Source organism: Klebsiella sp., assembly GCF_027492335.1.
Lineage (GTDB): Bacteria > Pseudomonadota > Gammaproteobacteria > Enterobacterales > Enterobacteriaceae > Klebsiella > Klebsiella huaxiensis.
Map to the genome: position 1 here is coordinate 1 of NZ_JAPUEW010000026.1, position 20,433 is coordinate 20,433.

Consider the following 20,433-nt stretch of genomic DNA (forward strand, 5'->3'; position numbering starts at 1 on the left):
CAATGGGACAGGTTCCAGATTAATCAACGATTAGATAGATAAGGAATACCCCCCATGTCAGAACGTTTACCCAATGACGTGGATCCGATCGAAACTCGCGACTGGCTACAGGCGATCGAATCGGTCATCCGTGAAGAAGGTGTTGAGCGCGCTCAGTATCTGATTGACCAACTCCTTTCTGAAGCCCGCAAAGGCGGGGTGAAAGTGGCTGCTGGCACATCGACTGGCAGTTACGTAAACACTATTGCCGTTGAAGATGAACCGGAATACCCGGGAAATCTGGATCTGGAACGTCGTATTCGTTCTGCGATCCGCTGGAACGCTATTATGACCGTTCTGCGCGCATCGAAAAAAGATCTCGAACTGGGTGGCCACATGGCTTCCTTCCAGTCTTCCGCGACTTTCTACGAAGTGTGCTTCAACCACTTCTTCCGTGCACGCAATGAGCAGGATGGCGGCGATCTGGTTTACTTCCAGGGCCACATCTCTCCGGGCGTATACGCACGTGCATTCCTGGAAGGTCGTCTGACTGAAGAGCAGATGAACAACTTCCGCCAGGAAGTTCATGGCAAAGGCCTGTCTTCCTACCCGCACCCGAAACTGATGCCGACCTTCTGGCAGTTCCCGACCGTCTCCATGGGTCTGGGCCCAATCGGTGCAATCTACCAGGCTAAATTCCTGAAATATCTGGAACATCGTGGCCTGAAAGATACCTCCAAACAAACCGTTTACGCCTTCCTGGGCGACGGCGAGATGGATGAGCCAGAATCCAAAGGTGCGATCACCATCGCTACCCGTGAAAAACTGGACAACCTGGTCTTCGTTATCAACTGTAACCTGCAGCGTCTTGACGGCCCGGTCACCGGTAACGGCAAAATCATTAACGAACTGGAAGGTATCTTCGCAGGTGCTGGCTGGAACGTTATCAAGGTTATCTGGGGCGGTCGTTGGGATGAGCTGCTGCGTAAAGACACCAGCGGTAAACTGATCCAGCTGATGAACGAAACCGTTGACGGTGACTACCAGACCTTCAAATCCAAAGACGGCGCTTACGTACGTGAGCACTTCTTCGGTAAATATCCGGAAACCGCAGCGCTGGTTGCCGACTGGTCTGACGATCAGATTTGGGCACTGAACCGCGGTGGTCACGATCCGAAGAAAGTCTTCGCTGCACTGAAAAAAGCGCAGGAAACTACCGGCAAAGCAACCGTCATCCTGGCCCATACCATCAAAGGTTACGGCATGGGTGATACCGCTGAAGGTAAAAACATCGCTCACCAGGTTAAGAAAATGAACATGGACGGCGTGCGTCACATTCGCGACCGTTTCAATGTGCCGGTAACCGATGAGCAGGTGGAAAACCTGTCTTACATTACCTTCCCGGAAGGTTCTGAAGAACATACCTATCTGCACGCACAGCGTCAGAAACTGCACGGTTACCTGCCGACTCGTCAGCCGAACTTCGATGAGAAGCTGGAGCTGCCTCAGCTTGCTGATTTCGGTCCGCTGCTGGAAGAGCAGAACAAAGAAATTTCTACCACTATCGCGTTTGTTCGTGCTCTGAACGTGATGCTGAAGAACAAGTCCATCAAAGACCGCCTGGTGCCAATCATCGCCGATGAAGCGCGTACCTTTGGTATGGAAGGTCTGTTCCGTCAGATCGGTATTTACAGCCCGAACGGTCAGCAGTACACCCCGCAGGACCGTGAGCAGGTTGCTTACTATAAAGAAGACGAGAAAGGCCAGATCCTGCAAGAAGGTATCAACGAACTGGGTGCTGGCGCATCCTGGCTGGCGGCTGCGACTTCTTACAGCACCAACAACCTGCCGATGATTCCGTTCTACATCTACTACTCCATGTTCGGGTTCCAGCGTATCGGTGACCTGTGCTGGCAGGCCGGCGACCAACAGGCTCGCGGCTTCCTGGTCGGTGGTACTTCCGGTCGTACGACGCTGAACGGCGAAGGTCTGCAGCACGAAGATGGCCATAGCCATATTCAGTCTCTGACTATCCCGAACTGTATCTCTTACGATCCGTCTTACGCGTACGAAGTTGCGGTCATCATGCATGATGGTCTGGAGCGTATGTACGGTGAGAAACAAGAGAACGTTTACTACTACATCACTACCCTGAACGAAAACTACCACATGCCGGCAATGCCGGAAGGTGCCGAGGAAGGTATCCGTAAAGGTATCTATAAACTCGAAACCATCGAAGGTAGCAAAGGTAAAGTTCAGTTGCTGGGTTCCGGTTCTATCCTGCGTCACGTGCGTGAAGCAGCAGAGATACTGGCGAAAGACTACGGCGTAGGTTCTGACGTTTATAGCGTCACCTCCTTCACCGAACTGGCGCGTGATGGCCAGGATTGTGAGCGCTGGAACATGCTGCACCCGCTGGAAACTCCGCGCGTTCCGTACATCGCCCAGGTGATGAACGACGCTCCGGCTGTGGCATCGACTGACTATATGAAACTGTTCGCCGAGCAGGTTCGTACTTATGTACCGGCTGATGATTATCGCGTACTGGGTACCGACGGCTTCGGTCGCTCTGACAGCCGTGAGAACCTGCGTCACCACTTCGAAGTTGATGCTTCCTACGTGGTAGTTGCAGCGCTGGGCGAACTGGCTAAACGTGGCGAAATCGATAAGAAAGTGGTTGCAGACGCAATTGCCAAATTCAATATCGATGCAGATAAAGTTAACCCGCGTCTGGCGTAAGAGGTAAAAGAATAATGGCTATCGAAATCAATGTACCGGACATCGGGGCTGATGAAGTTGAAATCACCGAGATCCTGGTCAAAGTGGGCGACAAAGTTGAAGCTGAACAGTCGCTGATCACCGTAGAAGGCGACAAAGCCTCTATGGAAGTTCCGTCTCCTCAGGCTGGCGTTGTTAAAGAGATCAAAGTCTCTGTTGGCGACAAAACCGAGACCGGCAAACTGATCATGATTTTCGATTCCGCCGATGGTGCAGCAGCCGCTGCACCTGCGCAGGAAGAGAAGAAAGAAGCGGCTCCGGCAGCAGCGCCAGCGGCAGCAGCGGCTAAAGACGTACACGTACCGGATATCGGCGGCGACGAAGTTGAAGTCACCGAGATCATGGTCAAAGTGGGCGACACCGTTGCGGCTGAGCAGTCATTGATCACCGTAGAAGGCGACAAAGCTTCTATGGAAGTCCCGGCACCGTTCGCAGGTACTGTGAAAGAGATCAAAATCAGCACTGGCGACAAGGTATCTACCGGCTCCCTGATTATGGTCTTCGAAGTGGCGGGTAGCGCACCTGCTGCGGCTCCGGCGAAAGCGGAAGCTGCCCCGGCGGCGGCTGCACCGGCGGCTTCCGGGTCTAAAGAAGTTAACGTACCGGATATCGGCGGCGACGAAGTTGAAGTCACTGAAGTGATGGTTAAAGTGGGCGATAAAATTGCCGCTGAGCAGTCACTGATCACCGTTGAAGGCGACAAAGCTTCGATGGAAGTTCCGGCACCGTTCGCGGGCACCGTGAAAGAGATCAAAATCAGCACCGGCGACAAAGTGTCCACCGGCTCTCTGATCATGGTCTTCGAAGTGGAAGGCGCTGCGCCTGCTGCAGCACCGGTTGCTGCACCGGCACCGACTGCTGCACCCGCTCAGGCCGCTAAACCTGCTGCTGCCCCTGCGGCAAAAGCGGAAGGCAAATCTGAGTTTGCTGAAAACGACGCTTACGTTCACGCAACTCCGCTGATTCGCCGCCTGGCGCGCGAATTTGGCGTTAACCTGGCGAAAGTGAAAGGTTCTGGTCGTAAAGGCCGTATCCTGCGCGAAGACGTTCAGACTTACGTGAAAGAAGCGGTTAAACGCGCCGAAGCTGCACCGGCTGCTGCCACCGGCGGCGGTATCCCGGGCATGCTGCCATGGCCGAAAGTGGACTTCAGCAAGTTTGGTGAAATCGAAGAAGTGGAACTGGGTCGCATCCAGAAAATCTCTGGCGCTAACCTGAGCCGTAACTGGGTGATGATCCCGCACGTTACTCACTTCGACAAAACCGATATCACCGATCTGGAAGCGTTCCGTAAACAGCAGAACGCCGAAGCTGAGAAGCGTAAACTGGATGTGAAATTCACTCCAGTAGTCTTCATCATGAAAGCCGTTGCCGCTGCGCTTGAGCAGATGCCGCGCTTCAACAGCTCGCTGTCTGAAGATGCACAGCGCCTGACGCTGAAGAAATACATCAACATCGGTGTGGCGGTTGATACCCCGAATGGTCTGGTTGTTCCGGTCTTTAAAGACGTGAACAAGAAGAGCATTACCGAACTGTCTCGTGAACTGACCGTGATCTCCAAGAAAGCGCGTGATGGTAAGCTGACTGCTGGCGAAATGCAGGGCGGTTGCTTCACTATCTCCAGCATCGGCGGCCTGGGTACCACCCATTTCGCCCCGATTGTGAACGCGCCGGAAGTGGCCATCCTCGGTGTGTCTAAATCCGCGATGGAGCCTGTGTGGAATGGTAAAGAGTTTGTTCCGCGTCTGATGATGCCGATCTCTCTGTCCTTCGACCACCGCGTTATCGACGGTGCTGATGGTGCGCGCTTTATTACCATCATCAACAACACCCTGAGCGATATTCGCCGCCTGGTGATGTAAGCGAAAAGCCGGCCTGACGGCCGGCTTTTTTCTGGTAATCTCTTCTGCGTTTTGAAGTTACCAGCAATAAAGGACAAAATCGTTTGCCGTTTGTTGTTTCAAAATTGTTAACAATTTTGTAAAATGCTTGCGGATAGAACGTCCCGGTGGACATGGGCGTAAAAACAATAGCGTCAGACCCGCCGGATACAAATTACAGAGGTCATGATGAGTACTGAAATCAAAACTCAGGTCGTGGTACTTGGGGCAGGCCCCGCAGGTTATTCTGCTGCCTTCCGTTGCGCTGATTTAGGTCTGGAAACCGTAATCGTAGAACGTTACAACACCCTGGGCGGTGTTTGTCTGAACGTCGGCTGTATCCCTTCTAAAGCACTGCTGCACGTTGCGAAAGTTATCGAAGAAGCGAAAGCGCTGGCCGAACACGGCATCGTTTTTGGTGAGCCGAAAACTGACATCGATAAAATTCGTACCTGGAAAGAAAAAGTTATCACTCAACTGACCGGCGGTCTGGCTGGTATGGCCAAAGGCCGTAAAGTGAAAGTGGTTAACGGTCTGGGTAAATTTACTGGTGCTAACACCCTGGAAGTCGAAGGCGAAAACGGCAAAACCGTGATCAATTTTGACAACGCGATCATCGCGGCGGGTTCCCGTCCGATTGAACTGCCGTTCATTCCTCATGAAGACCCGCGCGTATGGGATTCCACCGACGCTCTGGAACTGAAAACTGTACCAAAACGCCTGCTGGTTATGGGTGGCGGTATTATCGGTCTGGAAATGGGTACCGTGTACCATGCGCTGGGTTCAGAGATTGACGTGGTTGAAATGTTCGACCAGGTGATTCCGGCTGCCGATAAAGACGTGGTAAAAGTCTTCACCAAACGCATTAGCAAGAAGTTCAACCTGATGCTGGAAACCAAAGTCACTGCCGTTGAAGCGAAAGAAGACGGTATCTACGTTTCCATGGAAGGCAAAAAAGCGCCGGCTGAAGCGCAGCGCTACGACGCCGTACTGGTGGCTATCGGTCGCGTGCCGAACGGTAAAAACCTCAATGCCGGCCAGGCAGGCGTTGAAGTAGACGAGCGTGGCTTTATCCGCGTTGACAAACAACTGCGTACCAACGTGCCGCACATTTTTGCTATCGGCGATATCGTCGGCCAGCCGATGCTAGCGCACAAAGGTGTTCACGAAGGTCACGTTGCTGCCGAAGTTATCTCCGGTATGAAGCACTACTTCGATCCGAAAGTGATCCCGTCCATCGCCTATACTGAGCCAGAAGTTGCCTGGGTTGGTCTGACTGAGAAAGAAGCGAAAGAGAAAGGCATCAGCTACGAAACCGCCACCTTCCCGTGGGCTGCTTCTGGCCGTGCTATCGCTTCCGACTGCGCAGACGGTATGACCAAACTGATTTTCGACAAAGAATCTCACCGCGTTATCGGCGGGGCGATTGTCGGTACCAACGGCGGCGAGCTGCTGGGTGAAATCGGTCTGGCTATCGAAATGGGTTGCGACGCTGAAGACATCGCACTGACCATCCATGCTCACCCGACTCTGCATGAGTCCGTTGGCCTGGCGGCAGAAGTCTTCGAAGGTAGCATCACCGACCTGCCGAACGCGAAAGCGAAGAAAAAGTAAGTTTTTCTTTCAGGCAAAATCGATAAGCGGCTCTGTGAGCCGCTTTTTTTATGGTTGATGTTTACAACTGTGTCGTCGTTAATAAAATTGCATACCTTATTAATACTTGAAAAATAATCACCTTATAAACTTATAGATAGTTAACTATATGCGAGGTGTGTGATGAAAAGATTATTAACGACGACGCTGCTGGCTGCGACTTTGGTTTCTGGTATGGCCTGCGCTGCTGATGCCTCCATTCCCTGGGCTGATAACAGCGGCGGTACCGAAAGCACCCATATTGCGGCAATGGGCCAGGATTTGAATATGCAGCATCAGCAGATTACGAAGACCAGCGAAGGGGTATGGGCGGCGAATTCAGGTAGCATCAGCTCTGATGAAGCGGCGCTGACCAGTACTAAGCCAGCTTTTGCGGGCTATCCGTCGCTGATGCCTCATCAGGGCTAAGTTAATGCGGTGACACTGTCCGGCGGCGCAATCGCGTGCCGGGCATTCTTTATTGATTGATGGTCTGCCAGTCTGGATCAGGCGAAAATGCGCTAATTGCCTGTGCCTTGCTTTGCGTTTCCTCACCTAAGTTAGCTTGCCAGACCTGGTCATTTTGGTTAACCATAAAGCTCATTACGCCAGTTTGTCCCCATTCGACAGGCCATGCCAGCAGAGCAACGCCTTGATTATCGCTATCTTTAATTATACGAAAGCGGTAGCCATGATAGCCTTCGCCAGGCTTTGATGGACTAAAGGCTGGCCCTAACGGACTGGGCGTTTCTCCTGGCGCAGCAGGCCAGTAGAGGCCATCTTTTTTACCTTCGCTGCTGATTATTTTTTGCGCCCAGGCGTGATTTAACTGATAGAAATCCTGTTGGGCATCAACATAAGCATGCATCGCCTGAATCGCTGAGAGCTCATTGCGGCCAATAGCGCGGGTGAGAATTTCATCTTCTGCGGCAGCCATATCAAAATGCCAGCCATCATCGCCCTTGATGATGGGGATGGGCAGCCGCCACTCTTCCTGGCCGACGTCCAGCCATGCGCTATTGTCCTGGCGAACAACGTTATGTTTGACTTGCCAGTCGCGCTGAAAACGGTCTACCGCATCAGGCGCAATGCCGTCCGGCGGTAAGAACTGCTGCCAATTGTCACCGAGCAGCGTATCCAGCGCAGATTCATCATGCTGGCTGATTGCTTCAGCCAGCGCGCTTGCAGCTTGTTCAGGCGTGGAGAATTCTTGTTGTGCCAGAGCCATCATCGGTGTCATGACCAGCGCTAGCAGCGTCATTTGTAGGTGCTTTTTCATCTTCTTATCCTCAGCGGCGACGCAATTCACGATGTTCGGAAAGATGTTCTCTGGCCGCGCTGCGCTGCTCGCTGTTTAAACCTGAGATATGACGACTCTGTCGTCCTCGCTCTTGTTGAGATTGCCAGGAGGGGGCGCGGCTGTCGTTACCGCTTAGCGCATTGGCATGCAGGTTACCGAGCTTCTGCTGACGCTGTTCAGGCGTCGCCGATTGGAACTGTTCACGACGTTGCTGTTGCTGCGCAGTGGGGTGCTGAACCTGCGCTTTCACCGTCTCCCTATGCTGCTGCTGTTGGGCTGTCGGGTGTTGAAGCTGGTTTTTGGCTGCTTCCCGACGCTGCTGCGTGGCGCTATTTTTTACCGCAGGCGTATTGTCATAGCCACGATAGTTATTACGCTGGGTGACCTGGTGTAGCTGCTGTGAGGCGGCCTGGCGCTGCGCGTCGCGGGAAGGGGAGTGCGTTGCCAGATTACCCGCCGTTGCCGTGGTACCCGTGCGCTGCTGCAACTGGGTCATTGCCGCCTGACGCTTCTCATTACGATCGACCGGTGAATGCTGGGTGGCGCTAAGCCCGCCTGGAACACTGGTCTGATGGAAATGCTGCGTGACGTTGTTATTAGGGTAAGGAATATTGCCGCGATAGGCCGGGTTATGCTGCCAGTTGGCATTATTGCCCGGCAAGTTTTGGCCCGTTATGTGATTGAAGTTGTTTACATTGATATTGATGTTATCGCCGTTATGCGAGTAGCCGTCATGATGGTCATCATCGTGATGGTGATAGTCATCATCGTGATGGTGATAGTCATCATCATGGTGGTGATCGTCATCATCCCAATCGATGTTGCTGAATAACGCGTACGTTGTGGCGACGCCAAGGCTGTAACCAAAACCTTTGACGAAACTATCGGCGAACTGCTCCCCCGGAGGCGGCGGTAAATAGACCGGTGGATAGGCGGTGTTGGCCCAGGTACCGTAAACAACGGCTGGATTGTAGTTGGGAACATAGACAACCTGCGGATCGGCGGATTCTATTTTGATGACCGTCGGAGCCGGTGGAGCCGTCGAAACGACCGTTACCCCATTCTTGGTTTGGGCGCGCGGTGGTGGGACATTTTTCACGCTGGTACTGACTTTCTGCTGCGGTGTCGATTTCAACGTTCCGGTTTGCTGGGCGATAGCGCGCAAGCGCTGTACCGAATCCATCACATCCTGCGGTTGGGCGAGAAACGCGTTACCCAGATTCTCCACCCACGGCGGGTTTTCTCCCATTAACGCTAACAGCGATGGGAAGGCGACCAGCGATTTTACGCTGGGATCCCAGGGTTGATTGGCCACCGCCTGTACCGCCGGATCGCCTTTCATGGTGGGATTATCCTGCGACCACTGTACCGCCTGTATTACGTTGCTTGGGTAGGTGGAGGCCATCAGCACCTGTGACAATAGGTTGTCCGGATACAGCGCGATTGGCGCCACCCACTGATCGATCTGCGCTGGGGTATAAGTGGTTGTCACTGGTTGAGCAGCGGCTGGCGCAGGCGCGGCCTGTACCACGACCGGAGGTTCGGGTATGGGTTGTGGTTCCCGACTTTTAACATAGAGAATACCCGCGGCGGCTAATAACCCGGCGCTACAAAGCAGTGCGAGCACATGGGGTTTGAAAGGCAGTGTCATGAGAACTCCCGGCACAGAAATTGGCCCGTTTTGACATAGTATTGTCGAAAAGCGGGGGATTGCCTGAGTATAAAGAGACCCTATTTGCGTTTTTGATTTTTGTTGGGATTTTGGCCAGTTATGTGTAACAGAATTAATTTTATATTCCGCGAAACTGACAGAAAACCTGCAATATTCTGCCCTTAACGATTCAGCTAATTTTTAATGTTGCTTTTTTGTAAACAGATTAACACCTCCCTAAAATCCTGCTATGCTGCCGACGCGGTATCGGGCATTTACCCTACAAACTGCTGTCTCACAGGAGCGTGAAGAGATCGCCGACCGCATATGACAATGAGAGCGAGGAGATACCGTCGTGCTAAAAGAATATCGTGAGCACGTAGCTGAGCGTGCCGCCGAAGGGATTGTTGCAAAACCCTTAGATGCAACCCAAATGGCCGGCCTGGTTGAGCTGCTGAAGAATCCGCCTGCTGGCGAAGAAGAATTCCTGTTAGATCTGTTAATTAACCGTGTACCGCCGGGCGTCGACGAAGCCGCCTATGTTAAAGCCGGATTCCTTGCCGCAATCGCCAAAGGCGAAGCGACTTCCCCGCTGGTTACCCCTGAAAAAGCCATCGAACTGCTGGGCACCATGCAGGGCGGTTACAACATTCATCCGCTGATTGATGCGCTGGACGACGCAAAACTGGCACCGATTGCCGCGAAAGCGCTGTCCCATACCCTGCTGATGTTCGATAACTTCTACGACGTAGAAGAGAAAGCCAAAGCGGGCAATGAATATGCACAGCAGGTCATGCAATCCTGGGCAGACGCCGAGTGGTTCCTGAACCGTCCGCAGCTGGCTGAAAAAATCACCGTCACCGTTTTTAAAGTCACCGGCGAAACCAACACCGATGACCTGTCTCCGGCCCCTGATGCCTGGTCCCGCCCGGATATCCCGCTGCACGCTCTGGCGATGCTGAAAAACGCCCGTGAAGGCATTGACCCGGATCAGCCGGGCAGCGTTGGCCCGATCAAACAGATCGAAGCGTTGCAGCAGAAAGGTTTTCCGCTGGCCTACGTTGGCGACGTGGTGGGAACCGGTTCTTCCCGCAAATCGGCCACCAACTCGGTGCTGTGGTTTATGGGCGACGATATCCCGAACGTGCCGAACAAGCGCGGCGGCGGTCTTTGCCTCGGTGGTAAAATTGCTCCTATCTTCTTCAACACCATGGAAGATGCGGGTGCGCTGCCGATTGAAGTGGACGTCAACAAACTGAACATGGGTGACGTGATTGACGTTTATCCGTTCAAAGGTGAAGTGCGTAACCACGAAACCAACGAACTGCTGGCTAACTTTGAGCTGAAAACCGACGTGCTGGTTGACGAAGTGCGCGCCGGTGGCCGTATTCCGCTGATTATCGGTCGTGGTCTGACGACCAAAGCGCGTGAAGCGCTGGGTCTGCCGCACAGCGACGTTTTCCGTCAGGCGAAAGATGTGGCGGAAAGCAATCGTGGCTACTCTCTGGCGCAGAAAATGGTGGGTCGCGCCTGCGGCGTGGCCGGTATCCGTCCGGGTGCTTACTGCGAGCCGAAGATGACCTCCGTCGGTTCTCAGGACACCACCGGTCCAATGACCCGTGATGAACTGAAAGACCTGGCGTGCCTGGGCTTCTCGTCTGACCTGGTGATGCAGTCCTTCTGCCACACGGCGGCGTATCCGAAGCCGGTTGACGTGACCACGCACCACACGCTGCCAGACTTCATCATGAACCGTGGCGGTGTGTCGCTGCGTCCGGGTGACGGCGTTATCCACTCCTGGCTGAACCGTATGCTGCTGCCGGATACCGTCGGTACCGGCGGTGATTCCCATACCCGTTTCCCGATTGGTATCTCCTTCCCGGCGGGCTCTGGCCTGGTGGCGTTTGCCGCTGCGACCGGCGTGATGCCGCTGGATATGCCGGAATCCGTTTTAGTTCGTTTCAAAGGCAAGATGCAGCCAGGCATCACCCTGCGCGATCTGGTGCACGCGATCCCGCTGTATGCAATCAAACAGGGCCTGCTGACCGTTGAGAAGAAAGGTAAGAAAAACATCTTCTCCGGCCGCATCCTGGAAATTGAAGGTCTGCCGGATCTGAAAGTCGAACAGGCGTTTGAACTGACCGATGCTTCCGCTGAGCGTTCTGCTGCTGGCTGTACCATCAAACTGAACAAAGAGCCGATCGTTGAGTACCTGACTTCGAACATCGTGCTGCTGAAGTGGATGATCGCGGAAGGGTACGGCGATCGCCGTACGCTGGAACGTCGCGTGCAGGGCATGGAGAAATGGCTGGCGGATCCGCAATTGCTGGAAGGTGATGCGGATGCAGAGTACGCAGCGGTGATCGACATCGATCTGGCGGATATCAAAGAGCCAATCCTGTGTGCGCCGAACGATCCGGACGACGCGCGTCTGCTGTCCGATGTGCAGGGCGAGAAGATCGACGAAGTGTTTATCGGTTCCTGCATGACCAACATCGGCCACTTCCGTGCCGCCGGTAAGCTGCTGGACAGCCACAAAGGCCAGCTGCCAACCCGCCTGTGGGTGGCCCCGCCAACCCGTATGGACGCCGCGCAGCTGACCGAAGAAGGCTACTACAGCGTGTTTGGTAAGAGCGGTGCGCGCATTGAAATCCCGGGCTGTTCGCTGTGCATGGGTAACCAGGCGCGTGTAGCCGACGGTGCGACGGTCGTCTCGACTTCAACCCGTAACTTCCCGAACCGTTTAGGTACCGGTGCGAACGTCTTCCTGGCTTCTGCGGAGCTGGCGGCAGTCGCGGCGCTTATCGGTAAGCTGCCGACGCCGGAAGAGTACCAGACCTACGTTGCGCAGGTGGATAAGACGGCGGCGGATACCTACCGCTATCTGAACTTCGACCAGCTTGGTCAGTACACTGAGAAGGCTGACGGGGTTATTTTCCAGACGGCGGTGTAATGCGCTAAGCCTGCGTTGTACATAATCCCTTCAATGCCCGGTGAACTTTGCGTCACCGGGCATTTTTATTTCTAATCCCTCCATCCGCTACGCTTTTTTTCTCTCTTACTGCTGCGATAATGATTCTATGGGTACAGTGCAGCGGTGACGCATTGCCCTTGCAGAGGAAAAGACTATGGATTACGAATTTCTGCGCGATATTACCGGCGGGGTAAAGGTGCGAATGTCGATGGACCATGAGGCGATTGGCCACTGGTTCAACGAAGAGGTTAAAGATAACCTTGCCCTGCTGGATGAGGTGGAGCAGGCCGCAAGCACCGTTAAAGGCAGTGAACGTTCCTGGCAGCGTGCTGGTCATGAGTACACATTATGGCTGGATGGTGAAGAAGTGATGATCCGTGCTAATCAGCTGGACTTTTCTGGTGATGAGATCGAAGAGGGAATGAGCTATTACGACGAAGAAAGCCTCTCTCTGTGCGGCGTTGAGGATTTTTTACAGGTCGTTGCCGCATACCGCGAGTTCATGCAGCAGCGTTGATGACCGCCTCCCAATCGGGAGGCGGTTTTCGTTTAGTGGGTGAAGGTAAGATGAAACAATCTGGCGGTCAGTTTCTCCGGTAGTGAAATCATCAGTTCATGTTTGTTGAATTCAGGTAGACAGAGCGCTTTGGCAAAGCGCGGGTATACGCAGCTGGCTTGTGAGATGTCATCAAGCGGCAGCATGATTGAGCCCTGTTCACTTTCCATTCGCCACACCGCCAGCCAGGCTTCATCTTCGTTGCGCAGGCCGAATGCCAGCCATGGGGAAGCGAAAGAGGGCATTCCTAGCGGCCAAAAAGGCTCCAGGTGGGGGATCTGCTGGCGAAACGATTTATACAGTGCGATCCCTTCCTGAACCAATGTGAAACGCTCTTCGCTCAGTTCCGCCAGATGCCCGCTTTGATGAACCCGCAGCAGCATGCTGTTAACCATGTTCATCACCACTTCTTCACGATCGCCTTCACGTAAGGGATAAGACCAAATGGCGGCCTGTTCAGGCATGACCGCCGAGGCTGCCGCGGCGGCGATAGATGCCATTAAGCGGTAATCAGTCTGATCGGTTACGGATTGAATGCTGTGCTGCTGCAAAAGCGCGTAATCCATGCGCAATCCGCCGCTGCCGCAGTTTTCAATCACCAGTTGCGGGTAGCGAGCCATGGTGTTTTTCAGCCAGCTAAGATAAGCCCTATTGTGCTGTAGCAATCCGTCGCCGGGGCTATCGGCGGCGTAATCGGTCCCGCTGCCCGCATTGATGTTGTAATCCATTTTGATATAGCTGACGCCATACTCTTCGACCAGGCGGGAAATAACCCGGTCGGCATGCTCCAGCACTAAAGGATGGCGGAAATCCAGCTGATAGCGCTGGTGGTCAATGACCCGTTTGCCGTGGCGCAGGAAAAAACACGCGTCAGGTAAGGATTGCGCCAGCGGACAGGCAATTCCCATCACTTCCAGTTCCAGCCACAACCCTGATTTCATACCTTTGGCAGTAATATAATCGAGCGGTTCGCGGATCCCTCCCGGGAAGCGCGTTGGTGCGGGGAGCCATTCGCCGACACCATCCCACCATTCACCGTCAGAGTACCAGCCGCAGTCGATACAAAAGTATTCACATCCCGCCTTCGCGGCGGCGTCAATCAACGGCAGCAGCTTCGCGGTGGTCGGATCGCCGGACAAACAGTTCATATAGTCATTGAATATCACCGGGAGCCGCTGGTTATCCGTCGACGGGCGCACTATTTTTCGCCGATAACGAGTGATTTCCTGTAGCGCTTCTTGTAATCCCCCCCGGACCAGCGCAACGGCGACCGGCACGGAAGTGAAAGTTTCCCCCGGCGAGAGATTTTTCCACCAGTGGCTTTCGTTCTCGGTTGGTCCGCTGACCTGCAAGTAGAGTCGATCGCGGAAGTCGCCGATTTCCCACTGCCATGAGCCGCTATGTTCAATCTGCCACAGTAGCGTGGAGCCTGCTGATGTATCCTCAAAAGCGGCGCAGGGTAAATAACCGATGCTGGACCAGGTGCCGGCGTTTTCTATCGAGAGACGATCGAGCGAAAAATGGTTTACCTTATCCAACCCGAGTTCCGGAAGCGTGCGGCTTTTCCATTGAGCTTCGCCATACCAGTTATTGTGCGGTAAGTGCAGAAGCGTGGTTTTTTCCCACGACTTGCTGTCAATGGCAAACAGCGTTAAGGAGCTGACATATTCCAGGCCGATGTGTTCCGGGGAGTCATTGCGTACATCGCTCCAGACTTGCATTGAGTGCGTGTCACGAAAATGCTGAAGATGCCAGCAGACGCCGATCGCTTCACCGCTAAGGCTGATTTCAAGCTTCTTGCCCAGCTTATTTTCGCTAAAACGATGGGACTGGTAGCGTAACGATGAACCCGGCTCGCTACCGGTATGCTTCCGGGCATGGTGATCGTTTTGGTTGTAGCCGCTGGCATGTACCTGTACCAGCGGAAACTCCCCGTGCGCCGCAGAATCCGTGGTTGTTGAAAACCGGCTAATATAAATTTGCTGTTTTTCATTAAGCGAAAAAGAAATATGCAAATTATCTTCAGTAAATTCTATAAAACTCATGTCCGATACTCCCTTTTATCATCGGCCAATGTTGCGTAATTTTTTTCCTGCCATTAGATTCTGTTCGATTTTTTCTAGTGAAATGTTTTTTGTTTCAGGAACAAAGAAATAAATAATGATAATGGCTGTAAGGTTTAATAAAGCATATAAGTAGAACGTATGAGCGCTACCTAATGTATTGAGTAGTGACAGGAAGGTCGCACTGACAATCATCCCGGCGATATGGCAAGTAAACGTGGAACAGGTAATACCAAATTCGCGCCCTTTTAATGGCTGAATTTCGGAGCACAATAACCAGATTAGCGGGCCTGCTGACATAGAAAAACCGATGATAAACAGCAGTAGCATCGCCACGGTGATGCCTTTTTCCATCATCGATAACGCATCACCACCCAGTAGTGAGCCTACCACGCTCATCGCAATACCCATGGTGATAAAACCAATATATAGCATGGGTTTACGTCCCCAACGGTCGACAAAGCCGACGGCGATAAAGGTAGCGACAGTCATCACCAGGCCAACAATTACCGTTCCCCACATTTGGTCTGCCGTGGAGCTAAAGCCAATTTCGTGGAAGATGCGTGGCGCGTAGTACATCATCACATTGACGCCGGAGAACTGCTGCATAATTTGCAGGACAATCCCTAATCCGACGCTACGGCGAAAGTGTTTATTTTCTTTAAATAAATGCCAGCCATGTTGTTTAACTTTAAGCTGTTCTTTAATTTCCTGGAGCTCGCTTTCAACCTCTTCGCGGCTGTTGCGCAGGCGCAGCAATACGGCTCTGGCATCCTCTTCTCTGCCATGCATCATCAGCCAGCGTGGGCTGCGAGGCAGGAACAAAGCGCCAAAAAGGAAAATTAGTGATGGAATGGCCACAACCAACAGCATTCCACGCCAGTTGCCGCTATAGCTAAACGCGGTATTGGTCAGAAAGACTATTAAAATTCCGAGAGCAATCATTAGCTGATAAGCGGAAATCATCGCGCCGCGGATATTTTTTGGCGTAATTTCAGAAAGATATAGAGGCGTTGCGTAAGATGCGACGCCGAGTCCTACGCCGAGAATCAGGCGCCCGATGATTAACATATCCGCGCTGACGGCGCAGGTGCAAATAATGGCACCGATACAGAATGAGCCAGCGGCAATTAACAGGGCATATTTACGTCCTAATCGATAAGCCAGAAAACCGCTGCACAGAGTCGCTGCTGCTGCACCGACCATCATTGAACTGACGATCCATTCTTGTTGATTATCAAGCAGATGATATTCTTTGGCGATAAGCGGGAGCGCGCCGGAGATGACGCCAATATCCAGGCCGAATAACAAACCGGCGAGGGCCGCCAGCAGACAAATCCAGATCACCTGCGGCCGTGTTTTATTGACGGATGTTGCAACAGGAAGCGGGTTATCTAATTGCATAGGGGTTACCTTTGTTAGTTTTGTTTATACCCGTCATACTTCAAGCCGCATCTTTGTTGGCTGCCTGCGCTTACCCCGGTCACGTACTATTTGTACGTTCCCAGGGATGCGCTTAGTTGCCGCCGTGATGCAACTCGAATTATTTAGGCTATAGAGATATCTAATAAAAATACTTAATCGATTTCGTATTTTTTATGCTAGATCTGAAAAATATCTCTGGCAATGGTGTTATCTGCGTAAATGTGATCTCTGCAACATTATGATGTAGTGTTAAAACGCTTTTTTATTGTCATCGGAAAATTAATGGTTTAGATTGGCAAGAATATCCTTGTCTGAAGCAATTTAGTCCATAAAGAAAAATGAATATTAAAGAACTGGCTGAGTTTCTGAATCTTTCGACAGCGACGGTTTCGAAAGCGTTGAATAACAAAAGCGATATCAGTAGTCATACGCGTAAAAAGGTCCTTGAGGCGGCGGAAAAACTGGGGTATCGGCCAAACGCTTCCGCTCGCTATCTGCGTAGCGGTAAAGTTGGTGTTGTAGCGTTGCTGCTGCCTGCCGCAGATGGTGGAAATATTCATACCGCATCCTTCTTTATGCGTATTGCCAGAGGATTGCAATCCAGTCTTAAAGAGAGCGGTATTGACCCGGTTATCCACATCACCACGGACCGGCAGGGCGAGCACCTGCTGTTGAAAAAAATAATTGAGCAAAACCGTGCTGATGCGGTCATCCTGACAGATACGCGTATTGATGATGATCGTATTTTGCTGCTGAACGATCTGCGGTTTCCTTTCGTCACGATGGGACAAAGCCGGGTGCTGAACGGTCATTTTAATTGGGTTGATTTTCATCATGAAGAAATGGGGCGTCAGTGCGTCCGCTATGCAATGCACCAGGGGGCAAAGCGTATTGCTGTTGCGACGCTAGGCGCTGACAGCATGCACGGGAAGCAGTTTCTTGATGGGTGCTTACAGGAGTTACATCTGCAGGGTCAACAGCTGGACGATGGGCTGATCTTTTTTGGCGCGGTGACCGAGCAGTCTGGTGAAGAGGCTGCCAGACAGTTTATGCATCAGGCTGAAAAACCGGATTTTATTATCTTTATCAATGATTTTCTTCTGATGGGGGCCAGTCATTATCTGGCGGCATTGCCTGATTGTGGACTGACGGAGAAATCAATGCTGTGCGCTGCAGCGAGCAGTGATTTCTCGGGCAAGCTGTCATCGACAACCTGCATGTTTACCGTCGATCATGAAGAGATCGGCCGTCAGCTTGGCGAGGCGGTGCTGCGGGTGACTGAGGGAAATAAAGAAGCAAGGGCGGTTTTGTTAGACCTGCAGGTTAATATTTGATAAACGGAGCTTCCCTGCTCCGTCAGAGATTTATACCGTCGGAATATTTCTGGCGTAGTGAATTTCGCGCATCTCTTTCCAAAGCTGGTCGGTAATGACCTTGCGCTCCTCTTCTGTTAAATCTTCAGGTTTAGTGTGGAACATATAGTGTTTAAGGTCGAATTCCTTAAGCAACATCTTGGTGTGGAAGATATTTTCCTGATAAACGTTCACGTCCACCATGTCATACAGGGACTTAATATCGTCAGACATGAAGTTCTGAATGGAGTTGATTTCATGATCGATGAAATGCTTCATGCCGTTCACATCGCGGGTAAAACCACGAACCCGATAATCGATGGTGACGATGTCTGATTCAAGCTGATGAATCAGATAATTCAGGGCCTTTAGCGGCGAGATGACCCCGCAGGTTGAGACTTCAATATCGGCACGGAAGGTACACAATCCACCTTCAGGGTGGCTTTCCGGGTAGGTATGAACGCAAATATGGCTTTTATCGAGGTGCGCGACAACGGTTTCCGGCAGCGGGCCCGGGTGTTCGGTTTGATCGATAAGCTGCGGATCAATCGGCTCTTCGCTGACCAGTATCGTTACGCTAGCGCCCTGAGGCTCATAATCCTGACGCGCGATGTTAAGAATATTTGCGCCAATAATGGAACAGGTCTCTGACAAAATTTCAGTCAGACGGTTGGCATTATAGAGTTCGTCGATATAGGCGATGTAACCATCACGCTCCTCTGCCGTTTTCGCGTAGCAGATATCATAAATGCAAAAACTCAGGCTCTTGGTCAGGTTGTTAAAGCCGTGCAGCTTCAATTTTTTCAATTTAGATCACCCCCTTACTTAACGGTGGACAGCGTATCCTGTAGATATTGCGGTAAAGCAAATGCCGCTGCATGAATTGCCGGATTGTAATAGCGGCACTTCAGATTCAATTTATGAAAGCGCGCCTGGATGATTTCACTGGAAAGGTGGCGCAGGGCTTCGTTATCCGTGGCCCATGCGAAGGTCATAATGCCGCCGTAATAGGTTGGAATCGCCGCCTGGTAGAAGCTCACATCGCTAAAGTAATGGCTCAGCTTGCGGTGGCTACCGATAGCTTCATCTTGCTGTAAGAAGCAGACACCGTTCTGAGCAACGAAGATCCCATCAGGGTTCAGACAGCGCTTACAGCCTTCATAAAATGCGGAGGTGAATAAGCTTTCACCAGGACCAATAGGATCGGTGCAATCGGAGATAATAACGTCAAACGTTTGCGTCGTCTGATTAACAAAATTGACGCCATCATCAATAACCAGTTTAAAACGCGGGTCGTCATATGCACCTGCGTTGTGGTTAGGGAGATATTGACGACAGAATGAAACGACTCCAGCATCGATTTCCACCATGGTGATGGTTTTGATATTGCGATGACGGGAGACCTCACGCAGCATAGCGCCGTCGCCGCCGCCTATAATCAGCACATGTTCCGCCTGACCGTGGGCCATTAGAGGAACATGGGTCATCATTTCATGATAGATAAATTCATCGCGTTCGGTGGTTTGCACCACGCCATCCAGTGCCATCACGCGGCCAAAGGCGGCGTTTTCGAAAATGATCAAATCCTGATGATCGGTTTTCTCATGATACAGCACGTTATTAACGCTGAAATATTGACCAAAATGGTCGTGCAACGTTTCATGCCACAGATTGTCATCGGCCACAGGCAGATCCTCCTTTGTTAACATCTGTTACACCCATAAAAAATGAGCGCAACATCATAGCCAACTATACATGAGGATGCACGATGGATGTTTAGCGGATGAAGTATGGCGTATGTTGTCGTTCAAAAAATGGGGGAAACGCCTCCTTTAACAGGAGGCGTTAGGATCAGGGTTTTTTAGCCTGGGGTTCCGCCGCAGTAGCATCAACGATTCTGACCGAATAAATCATAGTCGCTCCCGGTGGGATTTTGGGTGGTCTGCCTTCACTACCGTAAGCCAGGTCTGGAGGTATCACTACCGTAATAGAACCATGATTTCCCAGGCGCTTTATTGGCCCGAAGAATATGGGGGGATAGGATTTTAGCGTCTGGGACCAGACTTTGCCTTCTGCTTCCATGTCGTTAATGACGGTTCCGTCGGTAAGCGTTTCCTTGATGGTTACGGTAACGATATCGCTATCCAGGATCTTACCTTCGCCGGCATAATCGATACGACTGTAAACACCGTCTTTAAACACCACGCCTTTTTGTTTCGCGAACTTTTGTTGATATTTTTTTCCTTCACTAACCATCTGCTTTTCAACTTTATTGAGGCGCTGAAAGACCTCTTTGGAGACATCGAACAGAGCCTTGTTGCGCACTTTTTCATCTAGGAGGATGTTCCCTGAAAAAGAGTCCAGGATGCCCTGCAGAACGGTATCTTTATTGATGCTGATGCCCTGAGAACTGCGGGTGGACAAGACTTTTAGCGCTTCCTCGCCCATCGACACGCCGACAGAGTAAGCCTGCTGCTGGGGCTCTTTTGCCAGATTGATATCCGTGTGTTTGTTGACGGTTTTGGTCTCCGCCGTAGAGAGTTTGGCTTTAAGCTGTTTAATCTCTTCAGCGTTGGCCAGCAGCTGGGCTTTGTCGCTCTCTGCCTTCTGGCGAACGGCATCTGCCTGAAGCGCTGACTGCTCTTTATTGATGCTATAAAAATCGAGTTTTGCCGTGAGCGCCTTTTGTGTAACTTCCGCCGCCGCCAGTTGTACAGACAGAGCTTGTTTTTCGGATAAAGAAGCGGTGAGTTTTGCTTCCAGTGCTTTCTGAGCTTCTTCAGACGCACTCAGCTTAGTTTGCAGCGTCTGCTGCGTGGTATCTGCCGCGGTGAGTTTTGCTT

The 20,433-nt window shown here is 52.0% G+C and carries 14 protein-coding genes; 7 read left to right on the forward strand and 7 right to left on the reverse strand.

Annotation, left to right across the window (positions count from 1 at the left end):
• Positions 1-54: 54 nt before the first annotated feature.
• From aceE to QVF11_RS08475, 4 genes are all read left to right on the forward strand, one after another.
• Entirely contained in the window at positions 55-2,718 is a 2,664-nt protein-coding gene (gene aceE / locus QVF11_RS08460; RefSeq protein WP_110272535.1) for a pyruvate dehydrogenase (acetyl-transferring), homodimeric type, read from the forward strand.
• A gap of 14 nt (positions 2,719-2,732) precedes the next feature.
• Positions 2,733-4,619, forward strand: coding sequence for a pyruvate dehydrogenase complex dihydrolipoyllysine-residue acetyltransferase (aceF, locus tag QVF11_RS08465; RefSeq protein WP_287856305.1), 1,887 nt, complete (start codon positions 2,733-2,735; stop codon positions 4,617-4,619).
• 207 nt (positions 4,620-4,826) lie between these two features.
• Positions 4,827-6,251, forward strand: coding sequence for a dihydrolipoyl dehydrogenase (lpdA, locus tag QVF11_RS08470; RefSeq protein WP_287856322.1), 1,425 nt, complete (start codon positions 4,827-4,829; stop codon positions 6,249-6,251).
• Positions 6,252-6,413: 162 nt separating this feature from the next.
• A complete protein-coding gene (locus QVF11_RS08475) occupies positions 6,414-6,698 on the forward strand; it encodes a hypothetical protein (protein ID WP_142512301.1) in 285 nt (94 codons plus the stop codon).
• 49 nt (positions 6,699-6,747) lie between these two features.
• Here QVF11_RS08475 and QVF11_RS08480 read toward each other — a convergent pair whose 3' ends face one another.
• Both QVF11_RS08480 and QVF11_RS08485 read right to left on the reverse strand, forming a co-directional pair.
• The gene (locus QVF11_RS08480; protein WP_287856307.1) at positions 6,748-7,548 is read right to left on the reverse strand and encodes a DUF2950 family protein; all 801 of its coding nucleotides are present in this window, start codon (positions 7,546-7,548) and stop codon (positions 6,748-6,750) included.
• A 10-nt stretch (positions 7,549-7,558) separates the two neighbouring features.
• Entirely contained in the window at positions 7,559-9,220 is a 1,662-nt protein-coding gene (locus tag QVF11_RS08485) for a DUF3300 domain-containing protein (protein WP_287856309.1), read from the reverse strand.
• 355 nt (positions 9,221-9,575) lie between these two features.
• Here QVF11_RS08485 and acnB point away from each other — a divergent pair, with 355 nt between their 5' ends.
• Positions 9,576-12,173, forward strand: coding sequence for a bifunctional aconitate hydratase 2/2-methylisocitrate dehydratase (gene acnB / locus QVF11_RS08490; RefSeq protein WP_277738642.1), 2,598 nt, complete (start codon positions 9,576-9,578; stop codon positions 12,171-12,173).
• A gap of 175 nt (positions 12,174-12,348) precedes the next feature.
• The gene (gene yacL / locus QVF11_RS08495; protein WP_112215773.1) at positions 12,349-12,711 is read left to right on the forward strand and encodes a protein YacL; all 363 of its coding nucleotides are present in this window, start codon (positions 12,349-12,351) and stop codon (positions 12,709-12,711) included.
• A 32-nt stretch (positions 12,712-12,743) separates the two neighbouring features.
• On the opposite strand, the gene QVF11_RS08500 is transcribed toward yacL, so the two are convergent.
• Together QVF11_RS08500 and QVF11_RS08505 are read right to left on the reverse strand one after the other, a co-directional pair.
• Positions 12,744-14,795, reverse strand: coding sequence for a glycoside hydrolase family 36 protein (locus tag QVF11_RS08500; protein ID WP_287856314.1), 2,052 nt, complete (start codon positions 14,793-14,795; stop codon positions 12,744-12,746).
• A gap of 18 nt (positions 14,796-14,813) precedes the next feature.
• Entirely contained in the window at positions 14,814-16,217 is a 1,404-nt protein-coding gene (locus QVF11_RS08505) for a sugar porter family MFS transporter (protein WP_287856316.1), read from the reverse strand.
• A gap of 359 nt (positions 16,218-16,576) precedes the next feature.
• Between QVF11_RS08505 and QVF11_RS08510 the strand changes: the two genes are divergently transcribed.
• Positions 16,577-17,572: a LacI family DNA-binding transcriptional regulator gene (locus QVF11_RS08510; protein WP_112215775.1), complete on the forward strand. Its 996-nt coding sequence runs from the start codon at positions 16,577-16,579 to the stop codon at positions 17,570-17,572.
• 30 nt (positions 17,573-17,602) lie between these two features.
• Here QVF11_RS08510 and speD read toward each other — a convergent pair whose 3' ends face one another.
• The 3 genes from speD to QVF11_RS08525 form a co-directional block, all read right to left on the reverse strand.
• The gene (speD, locus tag QVF11_RS08515) at positions 17,603-18,397 is read right to left on the reverse strand and encodes an adenosylmethionine decarboxylase (RefSeq protein ID WP_110272526.1); all 795 of its coding nucleotides are present in this window, start codon (positions 18,395-18,397) and stop codon (positions 17,603-17,605) included.
• A gap of 14 nt (positions 18,398-18,411) precedes the next feature.
• Positions 18,412-19,275 carry a polyamine aminopropyltransferase gene (speE, locus tag QVF11_RS08520; RefSeq protein ID WP_142512298.1) on the reverse strand — a complete coding sequence of 288 codons (864 nt, stop codon included), beginning with the start codon at positions 19,273-19,275 and terminating at the stop codon, positions 18,412-18,414.
• Positions 19,276-19,441: 166 nt separating this feature from the next.
• A partial coding sequence (locus tag QVF11_RS08525; RefSeq protein WP_287856320.1) for an FKBP-type peptidyl-prolyl cis-trans isomerase N-terminal domain-containing protein occupies positions 19,442-20,433 on the reverse strand: 992 nt, incomplete at its 5' end.